The sequence below is a fragment of the Nonomuraea sp. NBC_00507 genome, from assembly GCF_036013525.1.
Lineage (GTDB): Bacteria > Actinomycetota > Actinomycetes > Streptosporangiales > Streptosporangiaceae > Nonomuraea.
The window spans coordinates 11,870,122-11,888,032 of record NZ_CP107853.1; the positions used below are offsets into that span (position 1 = coordinate 11,870,122).

Consider the following 17,911-nt stretch of genomic DNA (forward strand, 5'->3'; position numbering starts at 1 on the left):
CATCGACGTATGAGTTCTTCCTATGTGGTCACCGGCGGCGGGCGCGGCATCGGCAAGGCCGTGGTCGAAAGGCTTCTCGGTGAGAAGAACACCGTGGTCGCCATCGAACGCGAGCCCGACGCGCTCGCCTGGGCCGGCTCCAGGGTGCTGCCCGTGATCGGCGACGCGGCCGACGAGGAGGTCGCCGCCTGGGCCGCCGACCTGGCTCAGGAGTCCGGCACGCTGAGAGGCTGGGTCAACAACGCCGCCGTGTTCCGGGACGCCTCCGTCCACACGTCGCCGATCGCCGAGGTCAGGGCGCTGATCGCGGCCAACCTGGACCTGGCGGTCGTGGGCTGCGCCACCGCCGTGCGCTGCTTCCTCGACACCGGCACCCCGGGCGCCATCGTCAACGTCACCTCCCACCAGGCCACCAGGGCGGTGCCGGGCAGCCTCCCTTACGCGACGGCCAAGGCCGCCACCGAGGGCTTGACCAGGGCGCTGGCCGTCGAGTACGGCAGGAGCGGCATCCGGGTCAACGCCGTCGCCCCTGGCTCGGTGGCCACCGAGCGTTACGAGGCCTTCCTGGCATCTCGCACCCCGCAGGAGGCAGCGGCCGTCGAAGAGCAGCTGGCCACGCTGCACCCCCTGGGCCGCGTGGCCACTCCGGCCGAGGTGGCCGCCGTCGTGGCCTACTTGCTGTCGGACGACGCCGCGTTCGTCAACGGCGCCACGGTTCCCGTGGACGGTGGCCGTACGGTGCTCGGGCTCGATCCCGAAGGCAAGTGACCGGGCCATGTCGCGTCCAGCGGCCTGCCGCAGGTAGCGTGCTCTGAATGCGGCCCATCCCACGCAGGCGCTTGTCCGCTCTCGATCGCCCTCCGCGAACTTACAATCCGCTCTCTCGCGAACACGTAAGGTAGCCGCATGGATACCCCCACCGAGGCTCTGCACCGCGTGTTCGGCTACGACTCGTTCCGGCCGGGACAGCAGGAGATCATTGATCATGTCGTGGCCGGCGGCGACGCGCTCGTCCTCATGCCGACCGGCGGCGGCAAATCGCTCTGCTATCAGATCCCGGCCCTGGTGCGCCCCGGCGTGGGCGTGGTCATCTCGCCCCTCATCGCGCTGATGCAGGACCAGGTCGACGCGCTGCGGGCGCTCGGCGTGCGGGCCGGGTTCCTCAACTCGACGCAGGACTTCGGCGAGCGCCAGCTGGTGGAGGCCGAGTTCCTGGCCGGCGAGCTCGACCTGCTCTACCTCGCCCCCGAGCGGCTGCGCGTGGAGGCCACCATGCGGCTGCTGGCCAAGGGCGACATCTCGGTGTTCGCCATCGACGAGGCACACTGCGTGTCGCAGTGGGGGCACGACTTCCGCCCCGACTACCTCGCGCTCTCGGAGCTGCGCGAGCGATGGCCGGAGGTGCCGCGCATCGCGCTGACCGCGACCGCCACTCCGGCCACCCACGCGGAGATCTCCTCCAGGCTCGGCCTCGACCAGGCCCGCCACTTCGTGGCCGGCTTCGACCGGCCCAACATCCACTACCGCATCACGCCCAAGAGCGAGCCCAAACGGCAGCTGCTGGAGTTCCTGCGCACCGAGCATCCCGACGAATCCGGCATCGTCTACTGCCTGTCCCGCTCCTCGGTCGAGAAGATCGCGGAGTTCCTGGTGGACAACGGCATCGCGGCGGTGCCCTACCACGCGGGGCTCGACGCCCGCACCCGGGCCGCGCACCAGGCCCGCTTCCTGCGGGAGGACGGGCTGATCGTGGTGGCCACGATCGCGTTCGGCATGGGCATCGACAAGCCGGACGTGCGCTTCGTGGCCCACCTCGACCTGCCCAAGTCGGTGGAGGGTTACTACCAGGAGACCGGGCGGGCGGGACGCGACGGGTTGCCGGCGACCGCGTGGATGGCCTACGGGCTGCACGACGTCGTCCAGCACCGGCGGATGGCCATGGAGGGGGACGACGCGCACCGCCGCCGCCAGGTCCTCCACCTGGACGCCATGCTGGCGCTGTGCGAGACCGTGGGGTGCCGGCGTGTGATGCTGCTCGACTACTTCGGGCAGAAGGGCTCCGAGCCGTGCGGCAACTGCGACACCTGCCAGACGGCGCCCGAGTCGTGGGACGGCACGGTCCCCGCCCAGAAGGTGCTCTCGGCGGTGCTGCGGCTGGCTCGTGAGCGGCGGCAGAAATTCGGGGTGGGGCAGGTGGTGGACATCCTGCTCGGCAAGAAGACCGCCAAGGTGCTGCAGCACGGGCACGACACGCTGAGCGTGTTCGGGGTGGGGGCCGACCTGGGCAACGCCGAGTGGCACGGGGTGGTGCGGCAGCTGCTGGCGCAGGGATTGCTGGCGGTGGAGCCGAACCACGGTGCGCTGGTGCTCACGGACGACAGCGCGGAGGTGCTGCGCGGGCAGCGCGAGGTCCTGCTGCGCCGCGACACCCTGCGCCCGGCCCGCGCCAAGGTGGCCGCGTCTCCCAAGGAGCGAGCTGCCGCCGCCGACCTTCCTGCGGAGGCCGCCCCCGTCTTCGAACGCCTCCGCGCGTGGCGCGCCGGCGTCGCGAAGGAGCAGGGGGTTCCGGCCTACGTCGTCTTCCACGACGCCACACTGCGCGAGATCGCCACCCTGTCGCCGTCGACGCTGGAGGAGCTGAGCACGGTCAACGGGGTCGGGGACAACAAACTGGCGAAATACGGAGAGCAGGTCCTCCAGACGCTGGCCGCCTCCGGCCCCTGACGCGGGGCGTGGTGATGGCGACGGCCGCACGAAGAACGGTCGTCGCCACCACGTCGGTCGGCCTGGCCGCGGCGGTCCGATGCCCCGCGCCGCCGATCGACCGGCCGGGACGCACACGATGATCGTACGGTGTCCGCGTGGGAAGTGCCGGACCAGGTTAGGCGTACTGACCGGTTTGGTTAGGTCCGGGGCGGCCAGTTCGGGTCGCGGCCGAGATAGGCGAGCAGGTGGTCCTGGGCCGGCGCGTACGCGGGGACGGGCACCTGGGCGGCGAAGCGGTCCGGACGGTCGGCCTGAGTGACGAAGAGCGGGACGAGGTCGAGCAGCTCCTCCGCCATGAGGGGCGGGATCGGGCGGTGCTCGCCGCAGGTTCTGGCCACGTCCCAGCCGTGCACGGCGATCTCGATCGCGCCGACGGCCGCCACCATCGGGGCCGTCAGGTGACGGTCGTGAACGGAGATCAGGTCGCTGGTGAGCGTGCCCGCCCACGTGCCGAGGACCTCGGTGGCGTCGTCTCTGAGGAGGAGAGCCGGGTTGCCCCCGTCCCCGGCGGGGCGCAGGCGGCCGGCTCTCCTGGCGTACGGGACGATGTGCCCGGTGGCGGCCTCGTTCAGGGCGCGGAGGGAGTCGTTCACGTGGTCGAGGAGCGCCTCCAGGTTCCAGCCTGCGCATGGGGTGGCACGGCACAGGGTGGCCGGGGTCACGACGCGGAGGCTGCCCAGCGTGTAGTTGATCGCCCGCTCCAGCAGCGCCACGCCCGCCGCCAGCGCCCGTCTCGGCTCCCCGTCCATATCGCCTCCTTGAAAGTGCAGACCCCGATGGAGGCGGAAAATCATCGCCCGTTTGGGACTTCTTCGGCCCTCGGCCATCGACTCGCCCGATCCTCGATTGCCGGCGATCGGTTCCGGCGGAACCTCCTTCGGACGTGCGGAGTACGTACGGGAGAGGAGGTTCGATGAGACGGATGGTGGTGACGGCGCTCCTGGCCGGGGTGGCGGTCGCCGGGTGTGGCGCCGGTGACGAACAGGGTGCCGGGTGCAACGGGACCTCGGTGTTCCTGGGGCAGGGCTTCCCTGAGGTGCGGGGGACGAGCGCGGACGCCGAGTTGTGGGGGTTGCTGTTCGCCAAGGCCCCGCCGCCGCTCCCCCACGGCGAGGAGATCAAGATCGTGTGGCGGATGACCGGCGAAGGGCCTTTGAAGGTCAAAGCCACGCTCCCGGACGGCACGCAGGCCAGGCTCGCGTGGGGGCCACAACAGCACGACGGGTCGACCTGGCAGCGGCCCGGCCAGGAGTGGGGCACCGGTTTCGTCTTCCCGAAACGCGGCTGCTGGAAGATCGAGCTGACCCGCACGCGCGGCTCCGGACACGCCTGGATCCCCGTGCGCTGAACCTCGTACGCTGAGGTGGTGATGATCCCGTTGCCGATGAGGGAGATCGCGCCCGGAGCGGTGCACCTGCCCGGCTGGCTCACGCTGGAGGAGCAGCAACGCCTGGTCCGGGCCTGCCGGGAATGGGCCAAGGGGCCGGTGCCGATCCGCCACACGGTGCTGCCCGGGGGCGGCGTCATGTCCGTGCAGACGGTGTGCGTGGGCTGGCACTGGCAGGTTACAACAAAAGACTACTCGATCAATAGGATCTATCCCGAGTAGTCGAGTACCCGAGCCGGAGTCCCCATGCTTCAAAGAGCCGTCCTGGCCGCGCCTAACGGTCTCAGAGGATTGCGCGCGAAGATCTACATCCGCGTGTCCTCTACCCGTGGCCGGAAGGAGCTCATCAGCCCCGAGCTCCAGGAGATCGCAGCCCGAGCCAAGGCCGAACAAGAGAGCATCCACGTTGTTGATGTCGTCTTCGACCTCGACCAGTCCGGACGCGACTTCGCGAAAGAATTTCGGAGAATCGCTGCCATGCCTCTTCTTCAGTTGTCACAGGCGTATAGGTTCTCGGTGCCACAACATCGACGTTATGGGCAGATAGCCAGCGAATGTTAGTTAGGCCCTAACTGTGAAATAAGAAATCTGGATCACAGCGTCAGCCTCTTCCATGTCCTAACTCGACTGTGCTATATGCAAACACCATACGCATCTCGGACATAGCCCGAGATACCCCTATCCGTAGGTCGGCGGAGGCGAGCTGTGGTCCATAGTGGAGCCTGATGGGTGCGAAACGACATGACGATGAGCCGCTCTGGAACGCACAGCAGGTTGCCGACTATCTCAACGTGACCAAGAGATGGGTCCGGCGGGAGGGACCGAGCTATGGTCTGCCGTTTTTCAAGGTCGGAGGCCAGTCAAGATACAGGCCAGCAGAGATACGGGCGTGGCTGGAGCAGCAGCGCGATAGGGGCTAGGACCTATGGCACGACGAAGACCTGAAATTCGAACCATGACAGATCCGGAGGAATTGGCGAAGTTCGAGCACCTCCGATACAAGGGCCCCTACATCCCCTACGAGGAGCGGTGGCGCCAGTTCAACCAGGTGCTGACCGTGGCGCTGGCGGAGGCTTGGCGTGAAGGACGGCTACGGACCGAGGAGACTGATGCCGAAAGAGACTGATGAAGACCTTGATGCTTGGATCGCTGAGGAGCTTGCCCGATCCCCTCAGTGGAGCGAAGAGAAATGGGAGAGGATCGGGCGGATCGTCGGGGTGAAGTTCGTCGAGCACGAGGTTGACGATGGCTAGGAGCGGCAAGTCCGCAGTATCGCCCTCGCGCTAGAACATCCGCATGGCCAAGGCTAGATCTCTATACCTGTCTATAGCCAGACCCGAGATCAGGCGAGCAGGAGGCGGGGTTCAAGATGGGCCCGATGCGTGCGACTCGATACGACGACAAGCCCCTTTGGAATGTTCAGCAGGTGGCCGCCTACCTGAACATCAGCAAGCGTTGGGTCTACCGGGATGGTCGGAGCTACGGCCTGCCGATTTTCATGATCGGTCGTCAGCTGAGAGCCCGGCCGGCTGACGTACGGGCATGGGTAGAGCAGCAACGACAGTACGGGCCGTAGCAGCAGATAGACATGAGCAAGCCCCCGAGCGTGCTGGCCGAGGGCTCTGTCGTTGTTGGCTTATGCCGCGTCGGTCTCTTCGGAGCCGTCCTCCGACTCGTCGTACTCGAAGCCGAGCTCGGTCAGCCATTCGTCCAGGATCTTAACGATGAAATCGGCCGGATAGTCGTGGCCGTACGTCTTCAGCGTCTCGTCCACGAGCTCGGCCGTGGCTTCTTCTCCCATGAGCCGGACGGCCTCGTGGATCGCCGCGTAGATCGACCAGGCCAGCTCCTTGTTCTCCGCGTACCACGTCGGCTGGATGTCCTCGCTGAGAACGGACTTCAGCCATGTGTGGTAGACGCGCAAGGTGGACTTCCGCTGCTCTTCCTTCTCGTCGTACTCCTCGGCGGCCTTGACCATGATCGGCGTACGGATCAGCCTGTACTCGTTCTTGCCGAGGGGATCCGGCCGACGCGACTCCAGGAGACTGGCCTCCTTGAGCTCGTCCAGGTAGGCCCTGATCTGCCGCTCCTTCACGCCCATGTACTTGGCCAAGGCGCTCTGAGAGGAGAAGACCCACTCGTGAGTCCGGCCGATCCTGTCGAGCATGAGCCAGAGCCGGAGAGCGCCGGACGAAATCGAGCGGGCCGTCATGGCGATGAAAACCTTGGAGTGGGCCTCACGGCTGACGACGTTGCGACCACGGTAGGTGTCGCCAGCGAACTCGACCTTGATGAGCTCGTAGCGGTTGCCTTCCTTGGTCCTGATGACCTTGATCAGGCCGAGCTTCCTCAGCGCCGAGACTTCCCGCTTGATGGTCGCTGCGCTCAGACCAGAGAGCTCGGCGATCTCCTCGTTCGTAAGAATCGGCCAGAACTTCTTCGTCCAGCGTGCATAGAGAACAGCCAGAACGCGAATCCCGTTGTGCGAAATCTTGTCCGACCAGATGAACGTTTCAGGGAGCTCTCCGAAATACGAATCGAGGCTCTGACCTGCTATCCTGTTCATAGATGAAGCCAATCCTTCGTCTCCCCGGCCCGGAGTGTTCCCAGCACTCGCGGGCCTTTTTCATGGCCGATTTTCCGACTAGATCAACGTTACCAGGATGTCCGTTTCAGGTATGAACGGCGACAACGCCTGAGATCGCCCTGAGTCCGAGAACAAGGATTGCGAGTTGGGATCTTTGTGAGATCCCTACAAAGGATAGTTACTATCGCAGGCCCAAAGTTTGTACGACGAGAAGCCGCAGGTCAGCCCCACATAGCTCAAATACTGCCGCTGGGTCGGCTCACACAGCACCGCTGGGATAGCTCACAGAGTTCCTGCTATAGAGAGAAGAGATATAGAGATAAGGATCTAGAAGACGTCGCGCGCTTCGCGCTCGACGAAGGAGGACAAAACACCGGAGGCCGAGGGACGAGGCCGGAGGATGTAGGGAGTAGGAAAAAATCGGGGAGATTTGATACCCGGCTACTTGTACGGCCTTCGGCCAGCAAGATGACCTCCAGGTCAATATGCTCGGCTTCCTACAAGGCCTCCGGCCCACCGAACCTTAACCGGCCGGGTAACGTTAATCGGCAGATTGAGGTTTCCCGGCTACCCTGCTCGGCCTCCGGCCGGATACTGAGCTCCTTCAACCAGTTCAGTCACTCCATCGGCCTCTGGCCGGATTCTTGGTCTCGGGCTATCAGGGTCTTCAGGATGTGAAGTCCCTTGCTTGGCCTCCGGCCGATTTCCAGGTCACGACCGACCTCAACATAATTGAGGGCGGGGATGTCCGGCCGGTCTCCGGCCAGCATGGGCCTAGAAGCTCCCAGGCCAAGAATCTCAGCCACTTTCAGGGCCGTCCTGGTACTCGGAGGCCCTTAGGCCCTCTCAGGCGTCTACGGCCGATCTGGGCATCTTACCCGACTAGGTAGCTTGCTCCTCAGCCTCCGGCCGGATCCTCTGGTCAATCCACTGATTACCCTGCCGGTTAACCTAGCTCTAGCTCGGACATCTTAACTTGCTGGTTAACTTGCTCTCCGGCCGATTACTTCTTCTGTGGAAGGATCAGCGGCGGATCGTCACCGTCATCGTCGCTGGCGTCCTTGTCCTTGAAGTGGAGTTCCCCGCGCTCCATAGCTCTCCGAATATCGCGGGAAAGTGCCGTTGCTAGGGGGTCCGCCAGACGTGACGGAAAAACGATACCCAGTGGCATGTCCTTCATGGCACTAGACGGCGCCGCGCTCAGGGCCTTGAGCAGTCTGGCTGAGTAGCGAAGTTCTCCCAATTTCTCGGCCTCTTCTGCGAGCTGGTGCGCTGCCTGACGACGTCGCATTTCGTCCGTGTCGCTGTCCGCGATCTGCTCCGAGAGGACCTCAACCTGGTGTTGCTGCTCCTCGGTCACTGCGTCGAAGTCCACTTGACCGCCTGGGTACGTCAGCGTCTTCAGTCGGTCGAGCAGGCGATCGAAGGCGTCTCGATGCTTGCGCATGATCAGCCACACGGCCAGAACCACGGCCACTGGCCACGCCACAGCACCTACAAGACCAGCGATGGCCTCGATCAGCTTCGCCCACTGCTCCATGCCTTCGATCATCTCGCTCGTAGAGATCGCTGGGATCGGCTTGCTCATATCGTGATGTCTTCGGTCTCCGGCCGGATCTCTGGTCAATCTACTGATTAACCTGCCGGTTAACCTGGTCAGCTCGGCCAGCATCTCAATCTCCGGATTAACTTGGTCTCGGCCTGGTGGGATTTAAGTTCAATCTCACGCTCGGACGCTGGCCGTGAGGTTCTTCAAGGACCCAACCATACGAAAGCGCAGCTTAGGATCATTTTCGGGAGGTCCCGAAGATGCTCAGGGACATGATGTCCCTCAGTCTGCTCCTGGTCCTTCGACTTCTTGTCGGAGGTGGCAAATAGCCTGGTCGATCCAATATCGAGGTGCACCTCTACATTGCCAGGTCCTCGGCCGAGCCAACCTTAGCGTCGGCACTAACGTTCCCGACTTCGGCATCTTAGTGTGCCGCACTAACATGCTCAGCTTAGTGTCGGCACTAACCTGCCGCTCATTCTCCAGGACCCCTGAACATTGAGCCGACCAGGGATATCCAAACTCCTCGGCGTTCAAATTACTGTTTGTCTTACGGTGTGTTCTATCCTGGAAGTACAACAGAAAAACGGAAGGGCGCACACGGAGCTCACTCGGCACACGAAACTGAATCTCATCTGGAACACGAAAGAGCGCCTCGGAGACCTACCTCCGAAGCGCTCGTCCTTCCTCCAAGCCAACTTCTTGGAGTTCCAGACAATGAGTCAGTTTGCCGTAGTCACCACCGAGACGTCCCGCGACGAGATCGTCAAGAACCTCGTTGAGGTGACCGAGTTGCCCGCGGCAATCGTCAAGCGCTTCGTGGTCAAGTTCAATGTCCGGGAAAACGACTGCTGGGAATGGCGGGCAGCAAGCAACGACCCCAAGTACGGCGGCCTTCCTTACGGTCGGTTCTACTTCGAGGGGAAGTTCTGGGTAGCTCACCGCTGGCTGTACGAGCAGGCAGTTGGAGTCGTTCCCGGCAACCTCGTCCTGGACCACTTCAAGGTCCCGTCCGGTGACTGCATCGGCGCTCGCTGCGTCAACCCGAACCACCTGGAGCCGGTCACTAACCGGGAGAACATCCTCAGGGGTTCCGGCCGAGGCGCTCAGAACGCCAAGAAGACGCACTGCGCCAAGGGCCACAAGTATGACCGTACGGACAAGCGCGGTTTCCGGATCTGCACCAAGTGCGCTCGCGAGTACGCGAAGAACTACCGGGCTGGTGCCAAGTGATCTCGCGCAACTTCTCGGAGGCGAAGCGCCAGCTCCTCAGGGCCGCCAAAGAATACGCGGCTCTCGGCTGGCCGGTCTTCGTCCAGAGCTACACGGAGGACGTGAGCTTCCTGGCCACGACGGACGAGGACGAGATCAGGACCATGTTCAAGGAGGTCTCGAAGCCGCTCCTGTGCATCCGTACCGGCGCGGCCTCGGGCCTGGCGGCAGTCGAGATCACGGCTCCGGCCGGACTCGTGACGGCTCACAAGCTCGACATGGCTGGCGTCCTGCCGGACACGCTCACGGCGCTGACTGGTGGTGGAGGCGGTTATCTCCTGTACCAGCACCCTCAGGACGGCCTCGTTCCGTCCGGCTCGAATCTCCTCGGCCCTGGTGTCCATCTCCACGGCGACGGCGCATACATCCAGGCTCCGCCGAGCCGGAACCGGAACAACGGCCAGCTCATCACTTGGCACGGCGACAAGGCGCACCGGCCGGCAACTCCTCTCAACCCCCGTCTTCTCACGACCGTTCGCGAGCGCCTCGTCCGCGCTGCCTGAGAGGAATCCCCGCATGATCAAGAAGATCGTCAACCTCTACCAGGAGGCCAAGGCCGAGCGTGCCGCACGCGTCGCCTGGATCGATGAGCAGGCCGAATTCCCGGCCTGATCGACGAATCCAACTAGGAAGGAAGAGAGCCCTCAGGGCCTTTGAGGGAACCATTGGTCCGAGTCGGCAGCTTCAATCCCTCCGGCGCTGGATTCGGTAGCCCTTTCGGCGGCACTGAGTAATCACGTGCATCGCGCAGATCGACCACAGTTCCTTGAAATTTTGCGAAATTGAAGTCAAACTCACAGCCAGAGAACTTGGCCCAATGGAAATCTATTTTTCCTCCCGAAAGCACCGAATGATTGAAAGCAACATGGCCACCAGAAAGCGTTGATCCATGGAAATGAATGTTGGACCCGCTGAACTCTGCTCCAGCAAAATTGATAGCTCCGCCAGAAATCTCCAAAGCCTCGAAACTTATACTACCTTCAGAGAAGACTGCGCCACGGAAGCTTACTTCTGATTCGGAAAATCTTGAGTCACCAAAATAGAGCTTGGCGCCACAGAATTCTGCAAGCGTGAAGCTAACGGTCCCACCTGAAAATTTGCACCCGGTAAAGCCGACCGATCCGCCCAAAAAGTTGGCGCGATAGAAAATTACCTGGCCACCAGAAAACTCGGCACCTGAGAAGTTGACGACGCCACCGTTGAAGACTGCGCCGGTGAAATCGAACTTACCATCGGAGAAGACGATCTCGGCAAAGTCTCCACCGTCGAAGAGCACCCCAGTAAGGTCGAAGTCATGTCCTTGCCAAGAGAAAGCGGCATTCTTGCGGAGATGGGCAGAGATCAGCCGAATCACGGTATGCCGAACCTCCCGCAACCCAGCGAAGGCCAGTCGCTCGGCTTCGGGTGCATCGTCGGATGGCTGCGGGCTGTATGGAATACGAAGGTACGCGCACAGTACGTCGATGCACGTCTGTCGAAGTTCTCGGGTAGGAGCGTCATCTGCCAGACCTGCGAGTGCGTGAGCACCAGCAAGCCTGACTGCTGCAGAGTCGTGCCCAAGTTGCCCGGCGGCAGAAGCGAAGCGCTCGTTGTGTAGTTTCGTGGCCTCTCGCCGTGCGGCGTCGGCTGCTCTGTCGTCAGCGAGTTCCGCCAACCACTGCGCGGATTCGGCTACTTTCTGTCTGCGGTAAGCCACCACCAAGGCAACCAACGCCCCGAGTCCAGCAACTACCGCAAACGCGATCTTCAACAGGTCGAACAGCGTGGTTGAGGTGAGCTGCTTCTCTGGCTTGAAGCCCTCCACACCCAGAAGCACGAGACCTCCGCCGATCACCACGGCCAACAGTGTGGTCGTGATCAGGATGGCTGCGAAAAGCGCCACGCCAATGGGTACTAGCCTTAGTCGCTCTGGAGGAGGCTTCGGTTCGGCCCTTTGAGCGGCCATTTGAGCGTCAATCTGCTCAAGTATGCCGGGCTTCTTCGGTTCCTTGGAGGGTTCAGTCACACTGAGTCATCTGCCTGGCGACCATCAATCGTTACTCCCCTGCATCAGAGAGTGGCTCTATGAGCTGACCGCAGCTATCTGGTCCACATGTTCGGGCAGGCTCCAGCCCACCGACGTGTGATGACCACACGAAACCCCCTTCCCATTTCGGGAAGGGGGCCCTTTTTGTCATGCTCTGTCCCACCATAGGGCCATGCAAAATGATCATGGGGCTTGACCCGCGCGAGGCAAGCCGTCAGTGTCGCAGTTGCCGTACAAGAACGTACATACTCGGAGACCAGGAGGCCGACATGGCGCTACGGTTCTACGGCAAGGGCGGCAGCGAGCAGGAAAGCTGCCCATCGGTACATGCGGACGACACGGACGGCAGTCTCGTCATCGTCGGCTGGCCAGTCGAGGACCCCGAAGTGCTCGCCCAAATCCAAGCGGTGAGCCACATCGAGCCTCACGAGCGGGCTTTCCGGGTTCCGAAGGAGCTGAAGAAGGCGCTATGGGAGGCATGCGGTGGCAATGATCCGCACTTTGACTGAGCTGTTCGCACAGACTCAGCACTCCGTCACGCATCTGGAGATGCGCGACACCTACGGCCAGACTCGTGGCTTCAAAGCCTGGCAGACAGGCGTCCCCCTGGAAGAGATCGCCCAGTTCGATTTCTGGAAGCCCTGGAACGATCTCGTTCACGGTCACGTGCAGCGTGGCGTGTCGTTCCGTAGGGCGCGGGTGGTCTCGGAGCCTGTCAGCGACTTCATCAGGTACGAGAACCTTGCCACGCCGTTCACCAACCTGTCGGCGGGCGAAGAGGTGCGTTGGCTTCCCCGCCGTCAGGCAAGGGACATCGCCATGCCTGGCTGCGACTTCTGGCAGTTCGATGACCACACGGTCTGCTGGGTCTTCCAGAGCGGCGATGGGGAGCCCACTGGGTACGAGCTCAGCGAGGATCCAGAAGAGATCGGGCTATGTTCTACGGCCTTCGAGGCCGTATGGAAGCGAGCCATCGACCATGAGCAGTACCGGCCAGCCTGACCTAGTCCCTACACGTGGCCACTTCACCGTCTTCTAGCGTCCAGCAAGCGCGCAAGGCCATCGCCGATCGACTGCGCGAGATCCTCCGCGATGCCGGCCTATCCAATCGGGCCTTTGCGCGGCTTGCTGGATGGCACGAGTCCAGAGTTTCCCGCCTCCTCATTGCCCGCACGCCGCCCACGGACGCCGACATTCGCCTGTGGTGCACTATCTGCGGTGTACCAGAGGAGATCCCGAATCTGATCGCGGCCAGCCGCAACGCTGAAAACGCCTACGTGGAATGGCGGCGGGTCCAGCGAAGCCAGAAGCGGATGCAAGAGCTTCGGCTGTCGCTGTACGAGGAAACCAGCCTTTTCCGCTTCTACTGCGCGACTGTCGTCCCCTGGCCCTTGCAGACCCCCGCCTACATGCGCGCGATCATCACGCGCTTCGACCAGTTCCATAACGCCTCAGCGAGCGACATCGAAGAGGCCGTTAAGTCGCGGGTGAAGCGGCGCCGGTATCTGAAGGTCGGTACCGGCCGACGTTGCGTGATGCTCGTCGAGGAGCAAGTTCTCCGCCACCGGTTCAAGGGCGATGACGATGTGATGCGCGAACAGCTCCGCTATCTACTGACCGGCATGAACCAGCCGAACCTGTCACTCGGCATCATTCCCCTGGGCACTCCCCGCCTTCAGAGGCCGACAGAGACGTTCTCGATCTACGACGAGGCGCGTGTGTACGTCGAGCTCGTGTCGGCAGCCGTCACGGTCACCCAGCCCCGGGAGATCGGCCTGTACGTGAAGTGCTTTACCGATTTGTCCGCAGATGTGGTATTTGGCGATGAAGCGCGGACGCTGATACAGGCTGCCATCGATGCCCTGGGCTGAATTGGCGTACAAACATGTACACACTCATTGAGCTTGGAAAACGGCCACTCCTACCGTCGAGGCATGGAGGTCACACATACCGCGTCCCCCGAAGACCTGCTAGGCCAGCCGATATCTGAGGGAGAGGCGGAAGCGCAGAACGCGGCCCTTGACCGGGTTCTCGACCTCATGACGGCTGTCGGCGTCCACGCTCAATTGATCAAGCGGCTAGTGATCGAGTGTGCGACGAAGCCCAGCGCATCCGCCGAGACGCTTTGGTATCCGCCACAACTTGTCATCTACGCGGACGCCGGTTGGCGGATCGCCACCGTGACCATAGGTGCCCGCTCTGGTAGCTACATGGTGGAGCTGGCGCGTGTGGGACCTGACAACGAGGCGCAGGCCGACACTGTCGAGGCCGTGCCGGCGCTTCTGCCATCACGTGTCGCTCACCTGGTAGCGCAACATGCGGGGGTTTCCGCATGACCACCGTTGACGAGCTGCAAGCGAAATACGACACATGGGAGATCATCACGGACCTGGCGAATGGCGTAGCCGCATGGCGTAGGACGCACCTCAGGCCCGCACAGCTCGGCCGCGACGGGGTCAATGTCATGTGCGCGTGGGATCTTGACGACCTGGCGCAAAAGCTTGCGGATCAGGAGGCGGCTCAATGAGCGCCGACCGTACGCGGTCTGTGATCCTTCCCGAAATCGTTTGGGTCGTCCGTTCCGCGAGCACCGAATACGGGATGATGGGAAGCATCAAGGCGTTCTCGATCCACGTTGACGGCAATCGCTATCGCCTCGATCCCCGCCTACCAGACCGTAAGGGCGCGTCCTACACATCCGAAGAATTCCGGTCCCCTGAGAAAGCACGGGAACGAGCGGAGGGTATCCGCGAGGAATGGCGGAATGATCTAGCTACCCCGTACGAGGGGCAGTTCAAACGAGCGTCATAGACGTCCTAGCCTTAAGGCTTCCCAGCGTTCCAGTCTCGGAGGATACTAGAGCTCTCGGCCGACGTGTCCAGTGATCGGGCACATGACCGAGCTCTGATCGTCCTCAGGAAGCTGGAGACGTACAGAGAAGTTCCTGAAGTACGTGAGCTTCTGTCCAACTATCCCTCAGACTCCAGATGATGACAATCAAGGAATCAGGAATTGCGTGCGATTGAAATCGAAGCATGGGTCAGACGAATCGTCGACCGCGTAGAGCGAGGATCCGTTGTTGAGGATGGTCGCGTAGAACTCAAAAGCATATGGCCAGATGACGCCAACAAGGCTGCCCGACGCATCGCTGGACACTGTAACGCCAGTGCTGGCGAGGCGGCTCTATGGATCATTGGCGTTGACGAGAAGTCGGGAGTCGCCGGAGTCAGTGGGCAAGATATGGCTGCATGGTGGGCCAAGGTCAAGTCAGAATTCGACAGCCAAGCCCCTGCCGTTCGCGACCTCATCGTAAACATCGAGGGAAAAGAAGTCATAGCGTTGGCCTTTGAGACCGACAGGGCCCCCTTTGTAGTCCGAAATCCTTCCTATGGGAAGTCCGGTGGCGGACCTGTCGAAAGGGAAGTTCCTTGGCGGGACGGCACATCGGTGAGAAGCGCCACACGAGCCGATCTGATTCGCCTCCTGCTGCCCACAACCGCGCTACCCACGATAGATGTGATTAGTGGCTACGGAAGCCTTAGCCAGTCACATGTACACGGCCGAACTCTGCACCTCACCCTGTACGTGTATGCGACACTGCCAATGGGGCAGACGGTAGTCTTGCCGAATCACCAGAGCAGGGCCTTTGCTCGCATTGATACAACATCCGAAACAATCGACCTAGACATCAATCTTTCTTTGATCAACAGGATCTCAAGATACAAACACACCGTCCACAACGGCGACGGGCAGGTAATCCTTGAAGGACCCGGCTTTTTTCACATAGAAGGTCGCGGCACCGCTACGCACCTTGACATCTTAGACGGCCTTGGCCCTGCCTACATGCACGCAACCATCCGTCCAGCGGGAACCGACCAGTCGATTGCAGTGGACTACACCATTCCCTTGAAATTTGCACTCGATGATCGTCGTGACCCGCCTGTAGAATGGGGCAGCCCGTCTTCAAATTGGTAGCCGTCCCTCGCATGTGATGCCAGTCATACGAGCAAGCCCCTCCGCTTACCGCGAAGGGGCTTGCTCGGGTTAGGACACCTGGCACCCGATCCGTTGTCTAAGGGCTCCTGCTCCTACCGTCTGACCGATGCCTACGTCTTCGCCTGCGGCGGGGAGTATGTTCCACCGCTGGGGGGTCGGGCTGGTCTTCCGCCTCGGGCGGATCCAGCTCCGGAACGTCTGAATTCGGCTGCTGCTGTGGATCTTGACCCAGTTGAATCGAGGCACCCCACAATGTCAGACGAGCGTCGCTCACCTTCTGTTTTTGATCGCGGGCAGAGGCCAGAATTTGGCGTGTCCACAGGACGGCGATCAATCGGTAGAAGATGAACGCGATCATCCCCCATGGACCCACATCCAAGAGCCAAGCTCCCCATGTGGTCCATGGCATAGTGGGTGAGCCTAGTCCAGGCCCTGATCGATCTTGGCGAGCGGCATCGGTTGCCCTCTCCCGGAGTCGTTATGGACAGAGTGAGAGGAATGTCAGGCTTTGCGACGAGGTTGGTTATCCCGGTGAGTCGGTGAGGCGACCTCGGTGAGTTCCGTCTGGCATCCACGAAGTCCTCCTCTCGACTCACTGCAGAGCCTGTCGCGGCCTGCCATTCCTATGACCTCCTGGGACCCGTCCTGTGCATCCCGCAGGCCCCTCTTGCGCTCCCTTTTGCGTGAGCCATTACTCGCGTTGTCCTTTAGCGCAAGAGGTCTTCCCCGAGTCCCGCAATGACTCGTGAGCGCTCGACCGTACCGCGCGCCCTTCCTGCGGCGCCCGGCACTCGCTGCCCCAAGTTTGCCATGCCGTTACCCTTGCTCGCGCACCGCGACACTCCCGTGTTTCTTGGTGTTCGAGCTCGTATCCCGCCGATAACGATCCAGCCTTTGGCGGTGCGCCACACTGGCCGTGGTCTCGTTTGGCAAGCTGAGATAACTAGATCAGGTAGCGGAACTTCGATCGAAGTAGCGGAGCCGCTACCGTGGGCGCTACCCCCATGGACCTGCGGAAACGTACAGAAGTAGCGGGGTAGCGACCGGCTCTCCGGCCTCCGATTTCGAGCTCTATCAGGGGTCGGAGACACCGACGTTGCCGCTACCTCGTGAGCTCGCGCTTCTCGATCGCCGCTTCGACGGCCAAGCGCTTGCAGCCCTTGAGGTTCCGGCCGTCTGCCTTGACGTCCTCACTGGCGACACCGAGGCCACGGAGCAGGGAGGACACGGACTCGGCCGTCACGTCGCCGTACACCTCCGGCCGGAAATCGGCCAGCAGAGCGGCAAGGGTCTGCCAGTGGACTCCAGGACGCTTGCCAGGCCAGACCCTCTGGACGTCGTACAGGATGTCGAGTCGAGGCTGACGGTGGTCCTCGCTGGCCGGAATGATCCCGTCCCTGATCTGGATAGCTCTGGCAAGGATCTTCTTGCCCTCAGCCTCGGAGGGGAAGAACGATCTGACGGCGGACGGCTCCGGCAGACCAGTGACCATGCCCCAACCAGCGTCGATCTCCGGCCGGAACGTGTTCGGCGGCCCGTCGCGCCTGGCCTACCACGGCGTGCCCAAGGTCTATCCGGGGACCGGCGACCCCGCCACCGGTCTGGCCTCCGGCCGGCTCAACATCACGATGCGCGTCACCGGCCTCCGGTGACATAGTCGAAGTCCTCGTCGGAGAGGTTGCGCCGCAGGGTGCGCAGCACCTTGGCGGCATCGTCGTACGGCCCCTCCATGTAGAAGGGTTTGCCGTCGCGCCCGAACGTGATCGCCGAGCCGCCCTCCCACTTGCCCAGCGCGTCGGCCGCCGGCGCGAAGTCGTCGTGCGGCTCGAAGCCGAGCGAGCGGGCGTAGTCCACCGACCCGTACACCAGGTGCCTGGCCAGCTCGATCGGCGCCTCCTGCCAGCCGGCGTATTCGCCGAAGAAGAACTCGCGGAAGCGCCGCAGCTCGCGGTCGTCCATCACGTCGGGGCCGATGGCGTTCTTCACGCCCAGGCAGAAGACATCGGCCAGGTAGCCGCAGACCGTCACCCTGTCCCAGGTGTGCCGCCGGGCGACCAGCACGCTCACCATGCCTTCCGTGCCCGCCTCCGGCGCCTCGTCGGCCCACCCGCGTGCCTCGTCGATGCCGAGCCCGGCGCTCCAGCCGACGTTGATCCAGCAGCCGACCACCTCGCGTTCGCCGGTTTCCGTGATCTCCGCGGCGATCTCTCGTACCAGCGGCGCCACGACGGACGGCGGCACCTTGAGCGCGCGGGCGATCTCCTTCGGGGAGCGGCCCTGGGCGCGTAGCTCGCGTACCTGCTTCTTCAATTCCGCTGTGTCCACCGG

The 17,911-nt window shown here is 62.7% G+C and carries 21 protein-coding genes and 1 pseudogene; 16 read left to right on the forward strand and 6 right to left on the reverse strand.

From position 1 onward, the window contains the following. Nucleotides 1–9: 9 nt before the first annotated feature. Both OHA25_RS56440 and recQ read left to right on the forward strand, forming a co-directional pair. Nucleotides 10–768, forward strand: coding sequence for an SDR family NAD(P)-dependent oxidoreductase (locus OHA25_RS56440; RefSeq protein WP_327585016.1), 759 nt, complete (start codon nucleotides 10–12; stop codon nucleotides 766–768). A gap of 138 nt (nucleotides 769–906) precedes the next feature. Next, nucleotides 907–2,724: a DNA helicase RecQ gene (gene recQ, locus OHA25_RS56445; RefSeq protein ID WP_327585017.1), complete on the forward strand. Its 1,818-nt coding sequence runs from the start codon at nucleotides 907–909 to the stop codon at nucleotides 2,722–2,724. A gap of 179 nt (nucleotides 2,725–2,903) precedes the next feature. Here recQ and OHA25_RS56450 read toward each other — a convergent pair whose 3' ends face one another. Then, nucleotides 2,904–3,515 carry a TIGR03086 family metal-binding protein gene (locus OHA25_RS56450; RefSeq protein ID WP_327585018.1) on the reverse strand — a complete coding sequence of 204 codons (612 nt, stop codon included), beginning with the start codon at nucleotides 3,513–3,515 and terminating at the stop codon, nucleotides 2,904–2,906. A gap of 164 nt (nucleotides 3,516–3,679) precedes the next feature. On the opposite strand from OHA25_RS56450, the gene OHA25_RS56455 reads away from it, so the two are divergent. The 5 genes from OHA25_RS56455 (at nucleotide 3,680) to OHA25_RS56470 (ending at nucleotide 5,729) form a co-directional block, all read left to right on the forward strand. After that, entirely contained in the window at nucleotides 3,680–4,114 is a 435-nt protein-coding gene (locus tag OHA25_RS56455; RefSeq protein ID WP_327585019.1) for a hypothetical protein, read from the forward strand. Nucleotides 4,115–4,132: 18 nt separating this feature from the next. Beyond that, a complete protein-coding gene (locus tag OHA25_RS56460; RefSeq protein WP_327585020.1) occupies nucleotides 4,133–4,375 on the forward strand; it encodes a hypothetical protein in 243 nt (80 codons plus the stop codon). A gap of 503 nt (nucleotides 4,376–4,878) precedes the next feature. After that, complete coding sequence (locus tag OHA25_RS61735; RefSeq protein WP_442942011.1) at nucleotides 4,879–5,073, forward strand: helix-turn-helix domain-containing protein; 195 nt, start codon at nucleotides 4,879–4,881, stop codon at nucleotides 5,071–5,073. A 35-nt stretch (nucleotides 5,074–5,108) separates the two neighbouring features. Then, complete coding sequence (locus OHA25_RS56465) at nucleotides 5,109–5,279, forward strand: hypothetical protein (protein ID WP_327585021.1); 171 nt, start codon at nucleotides 5,109–5,111, stop codon at nucleotides 5,277–5,279. Nucleotides 5,280–5,531: 252 nt separating this feature from the next. Further along, nucleotides 5,532–5,729: a helix-turn-helix domain-containing protein gene (locus OHA25_RS56470; protein ID WP_327585022.1), complete on the forward strand. Its 198-nt coding sequence runs from the start codon at nucleotides 5,532–5,534 to the stop codon at nucleotides 5,727–5,729. A gap of 60 nt (nucleotides 5,730–5,789) precedes the next feature. Here OHA25_RS56470 and OHA25_RS56475 read toward each other — a convergent pair whose 3' ends face one another. Together OHA25_RS56475 and OHA25_RS56480 are read right to left on the reverse strand one after the other, a co-directional pair. Then, a complete protein-coding gene (locus OHA25_RS56475; RefSeq protein ID WP_327585023.1) occupies nucleotides 5,790–6,719 on the reverse strand; it encodes a helix-turn-helix domain-containing protein in 930 nt (309 codons plus the stop codon). 1,024 nt (nucleotides 6,720–7,743) lie between these two features. Next, nucleotides 7,744–8,328: a hypothetical protein gene (locus OHA25_RS56480; protein ID WP_327585024.1), complete on the reverse strand. Its 585-nt coding sequence runs from the start codon at nucleotides 8,326–8,328 to the stop codon at nucleotides 7,744–7,746. A gap of 678 nt (nucleotides 8,329–9,006) precedes the next feature. Between OHA25_RS56480 and OHA25_RS56485 the strand changes: the two genes are divergently transcribed. Together OHA25_RS56485 and OHA25_RS56490 are read left to right on the forward strand one after the other, a co-directional pair. After that, nucleotides 9,007–9,522, forward strand: coding sequence for a hypothetical protein (locus OHA25_RS56485; RefSeq protein WP_327585025.1), 516 nt, complete (start codon nucleotides 9,007–9,009; stop codon nucleotides 9,520–9,522). Further along, on the forward strand, nucleotides 9,519–10,064 hold the full coding sequence (locus tag OHA25_RS56490; protein ID WP_327585026.1) for a bifunctional DNA primase/polymerase: 546 nt from the start codon (nucleotides 9,519–9,521) through the stop codon (nucleotides 10,062–10,064). Before OHA25_RS56485 ends, OHA25_RS56490 begins: the two co-directional genes overlap by 4 nt. A gap of 122 nt (nucleotides 10,065–10,186) precedes the next feature. Here OHA25_RS56490 and OHA25_RS56495 read toward each other — a convergent pair whose 3' ends face one another. After that, nucleotides 10,187–11,398, reverse strand: a complete 1,212-nt coding sequence (locus OHA25_RS56495; RefSeq protein ID WP_327585027.1) for a pentapeptide repeat-containing protein — start codon at nucleotides 11,396–11,398, stop codon at nucleotides 10,187–10,189. 458 nt (nucleotides 11,399–11,856) lie between these two features. Between OHA25_RS56495 and OHA25_RS56500 the strand changes: the two genes are divergently transcribed. From OHA25_RS56500 to OHA25_RS56525, 6 genes are all read left to right on the forward strand, one after another. Beyond that, on the forward strand, nucleotides 11,857–12,096 hold the full coding sequence (locus OHA25_RS56500) for a hypothetical protein (RefSeq protein ID WP_327585028.1): 240 nt from the start codon (nucleotides 11,857–11,859) through the stop codon (nucleotides 12,094–12,096). Continuing rightward, on the forward strand, nucleotides 12,089–12,589 hold the full coding sequence (locus OHA25_RS56505; protein WP_327585029.1) for a DUF6879 family protein: 501 nt from the start codon (nucleotides 12,089–12,091) through the stop codon (nucleotides 12,587–12,589). The genes OHA25_RS56500 and OHA25_RS56505 overlap by 8 nt, the downstream gene beginning before the upstream one ends. 14 nt (nucleotides 12,590–12,603) lie before the next feature. Continuing rightward, nucleotides 12,604–13,458 carry a helix-turn-helix domain-containing protein gene (locus OHA25_RS56510; RefSeq protein WP_327585030.1) on the forward strand — a complete coding sequence of 285 codons (855 nt, stop codon included), beginning with the start codon at nucleotides 12,604–12,606 and terminating at the stop codon, nucleotides 13,456–13,458. Between the two features lie 63 nt (nucleotides 13,459–13,521). After that, the gene (locus OHA25_RS56515; protein WP_327585031.1) at nucleotides 13,522–13,923 is read left to right on the forward strand and encodes a hypothetical protein; all 402 of its coding nucleotides are present in this window, start codon (nucleotides 13,522–13,524) and stop codon (nucleotides 13,921–13,923) included. Continuing rightward, nucleotides 13,920–14,114, forward strand: coding sequence for a hypothetical protein (locus OHA25_RS56520; protein ID WP_327585032.1), 195 nt, complete (start codon nucleotides 13,920–13,922; stop codon nucleotides 14,112–14,114). The genes OHA25_RS56515 and OHA25_RS56520 overlap by 4 nt, the downstream gene beginning before the upstream one ends. 485 nt (nucleotides 14,115–14,599) lie before the next feature. After that, the gene (locus OHA25_RS56525) at nucleotides 14,600–15,562 is read left to right on the forward strand and encodes a hypothetical protein (RefSeq protein ID WP_327585033.1); all 963 of its coding nucleotides are present in this window, start codon (nucleotides 14,600–14,602) and stop codon (nucleotides 15,560–15,562) included. A gap of 1,123 nt (nucleotides 15,563–16,685) precedes the next feature. Here OHA25_RS56525 and OHA25_RS56530 read toward each other — a convergent pair. Then, on the reverse strand, nucleotides 16,686–17,075 hold the full coding sequence (locus OHA25_RS56530) for a hypothetical protein (protein WP_327585034.1): 390 nt from the start codon (nucleotides 17,073–17,075) through the stop codon (nucleotides 16,686–16,688). A gap of 31 nt (nucleotides 17,076–17,106) precedes the next feature. On the opposite strand from OHA25_RS56530, the pseudogene OHA25_RS56535 reads away from it, so the two are divergent. Beyond that, nucleotides 17,107–17,235, forward strand: a pseudogene (locus OHA25_RS56535) (alpha-ketoglutarate-dependent dioxygenase AlkB); the annotation flags it as partial. On the opposite strand, the gene OHA25_RS56540 reads toward OHA25_RS56535, so the two are convergent. Then, on the reverse strand, nucleotides 17,219–17,908 hold the full coding sequence (locus tag OHA25_RS56540) for a helix-turn-helix domain-containing protein (RefSeq protein ID WP_327585035.1): 690 nt from the start codon (nucleotides 17,906–17,908) through the stop codon (nucleotides 17,219–17,221). The pseudogene OHA25_RS56535 and the gene OHA25_RS56540 sit on opposite strands and share 17 nt — an antisense overlap. Nucleotides 17,909–17,911: the final 3 nt, after the last annotated feature.

What these genes read in the sequence shown, in the direction of transcription:
- OHA25_RS56485 (WP_327585025.1), top strand. Translation starts at nt 9,007, where the DNA reads ATGAGTCAGTTTGCCGTAGTCACCACCGAGACGTCCCGCGACGAGATC.
- OHA25_RS56450 (WP_327585018.1), bottom strand. Translation starts at nt 3,515, where the DNA reads ATGGACGGGGAGCCGAGACGGGCGCTGGCGGCGGGCGTGGCGCTGCTG.
- OHA25_RS56470 (WP_327585022.1), top strand. Translation starts at nt 5,532, where the DNA reads ATGCGTGCGACTCGATACGACGACAAGCCCCTTTGGAATGTTCAGCAG.
- OHA25_RS56520 (WP_327585032.1), top strand. Translation starts at nt 13,920, where the DNA reads ATGACCACCGTTGACGAGCTGCAAGCGAAATACGACACATGGGAGATC.
- OHA25_RS56465 (WP_327585021.1), top strand. Translation starts at nt 5,109, where the DNA reads ATGACAGATCCGGAGGAATTGGCGAAGTTCGAGCACCTCCGATACAAG.
- OHA25_RS56515 (WP_327585031.1), top strand. Translation starts at nt 13,522, where the DNA reads ATGGAGGTCACACATACCGCGTCCCCCGAAGACCTGCTAGGCCAGCCG.
- OHA25_RS56480 (WP_327585024.1), bottom strand. Translation starts at nt 8,328, where the DNA reads ATGAGCAAGCCGATCCCAGCGATCTCTACGAGCGAGATGATCGAAGGC.
- OHA25_RS56440 (WP_327585016.1), top strand. Translation starts at nt 10, where the DNA reads ATGAGTTCTTCCTATGTGGTCACCGGCGGCGGGCGCGGCATCGGCAAG.
- recQ (WP_327585017.1), top strand. Translation starts at nt 907, where the DNA reads ATGGATACCCCCACCGAGGCTCTGCACCGCGTGTTCGGCTACGACTCG.
- OHA25_RS56500 (WP_327585028.1), top strand. Translation starts at nt 11,857, where the DNA reads ATGGCGCTACGGTTCTACGGCAAGGGCGGCAGCGAGCAGGAAAGCTGC.
- OHA25_RS61735 (WP_442942011.1), top strand. Translation starts at nt 4,879, where the DNA reads ATGGGTGCGAAACGACATGACGATGAGCCGCTCTGGAACGCACAGCAG.
- OHA25_RS56530 (WP_327585034.1), bottom strand. Translation starts at nt 17,075, where the DNA reads ATGGTCACTGGTCTGCCGGAGCCGTCCGCCGTCAGATCGTTCTTCCCC.
- OHA25_RS56475 (WP_327585023.1), bottom strand. Translation starts at nt 6,719, where the DNA reads ATGAACAGGATAGCAGGTCAGAGCCTCGATTCGTATTTCGGAGAGCTC.
- OHA25_RS56455 (WP_327585019.1), top strand. Translation starts at nt 3,680, where the DNA reads ATGAGACGGATGGTGGTGACGGCGCTCCTGGCCGGGGTGGCGGTCGCC.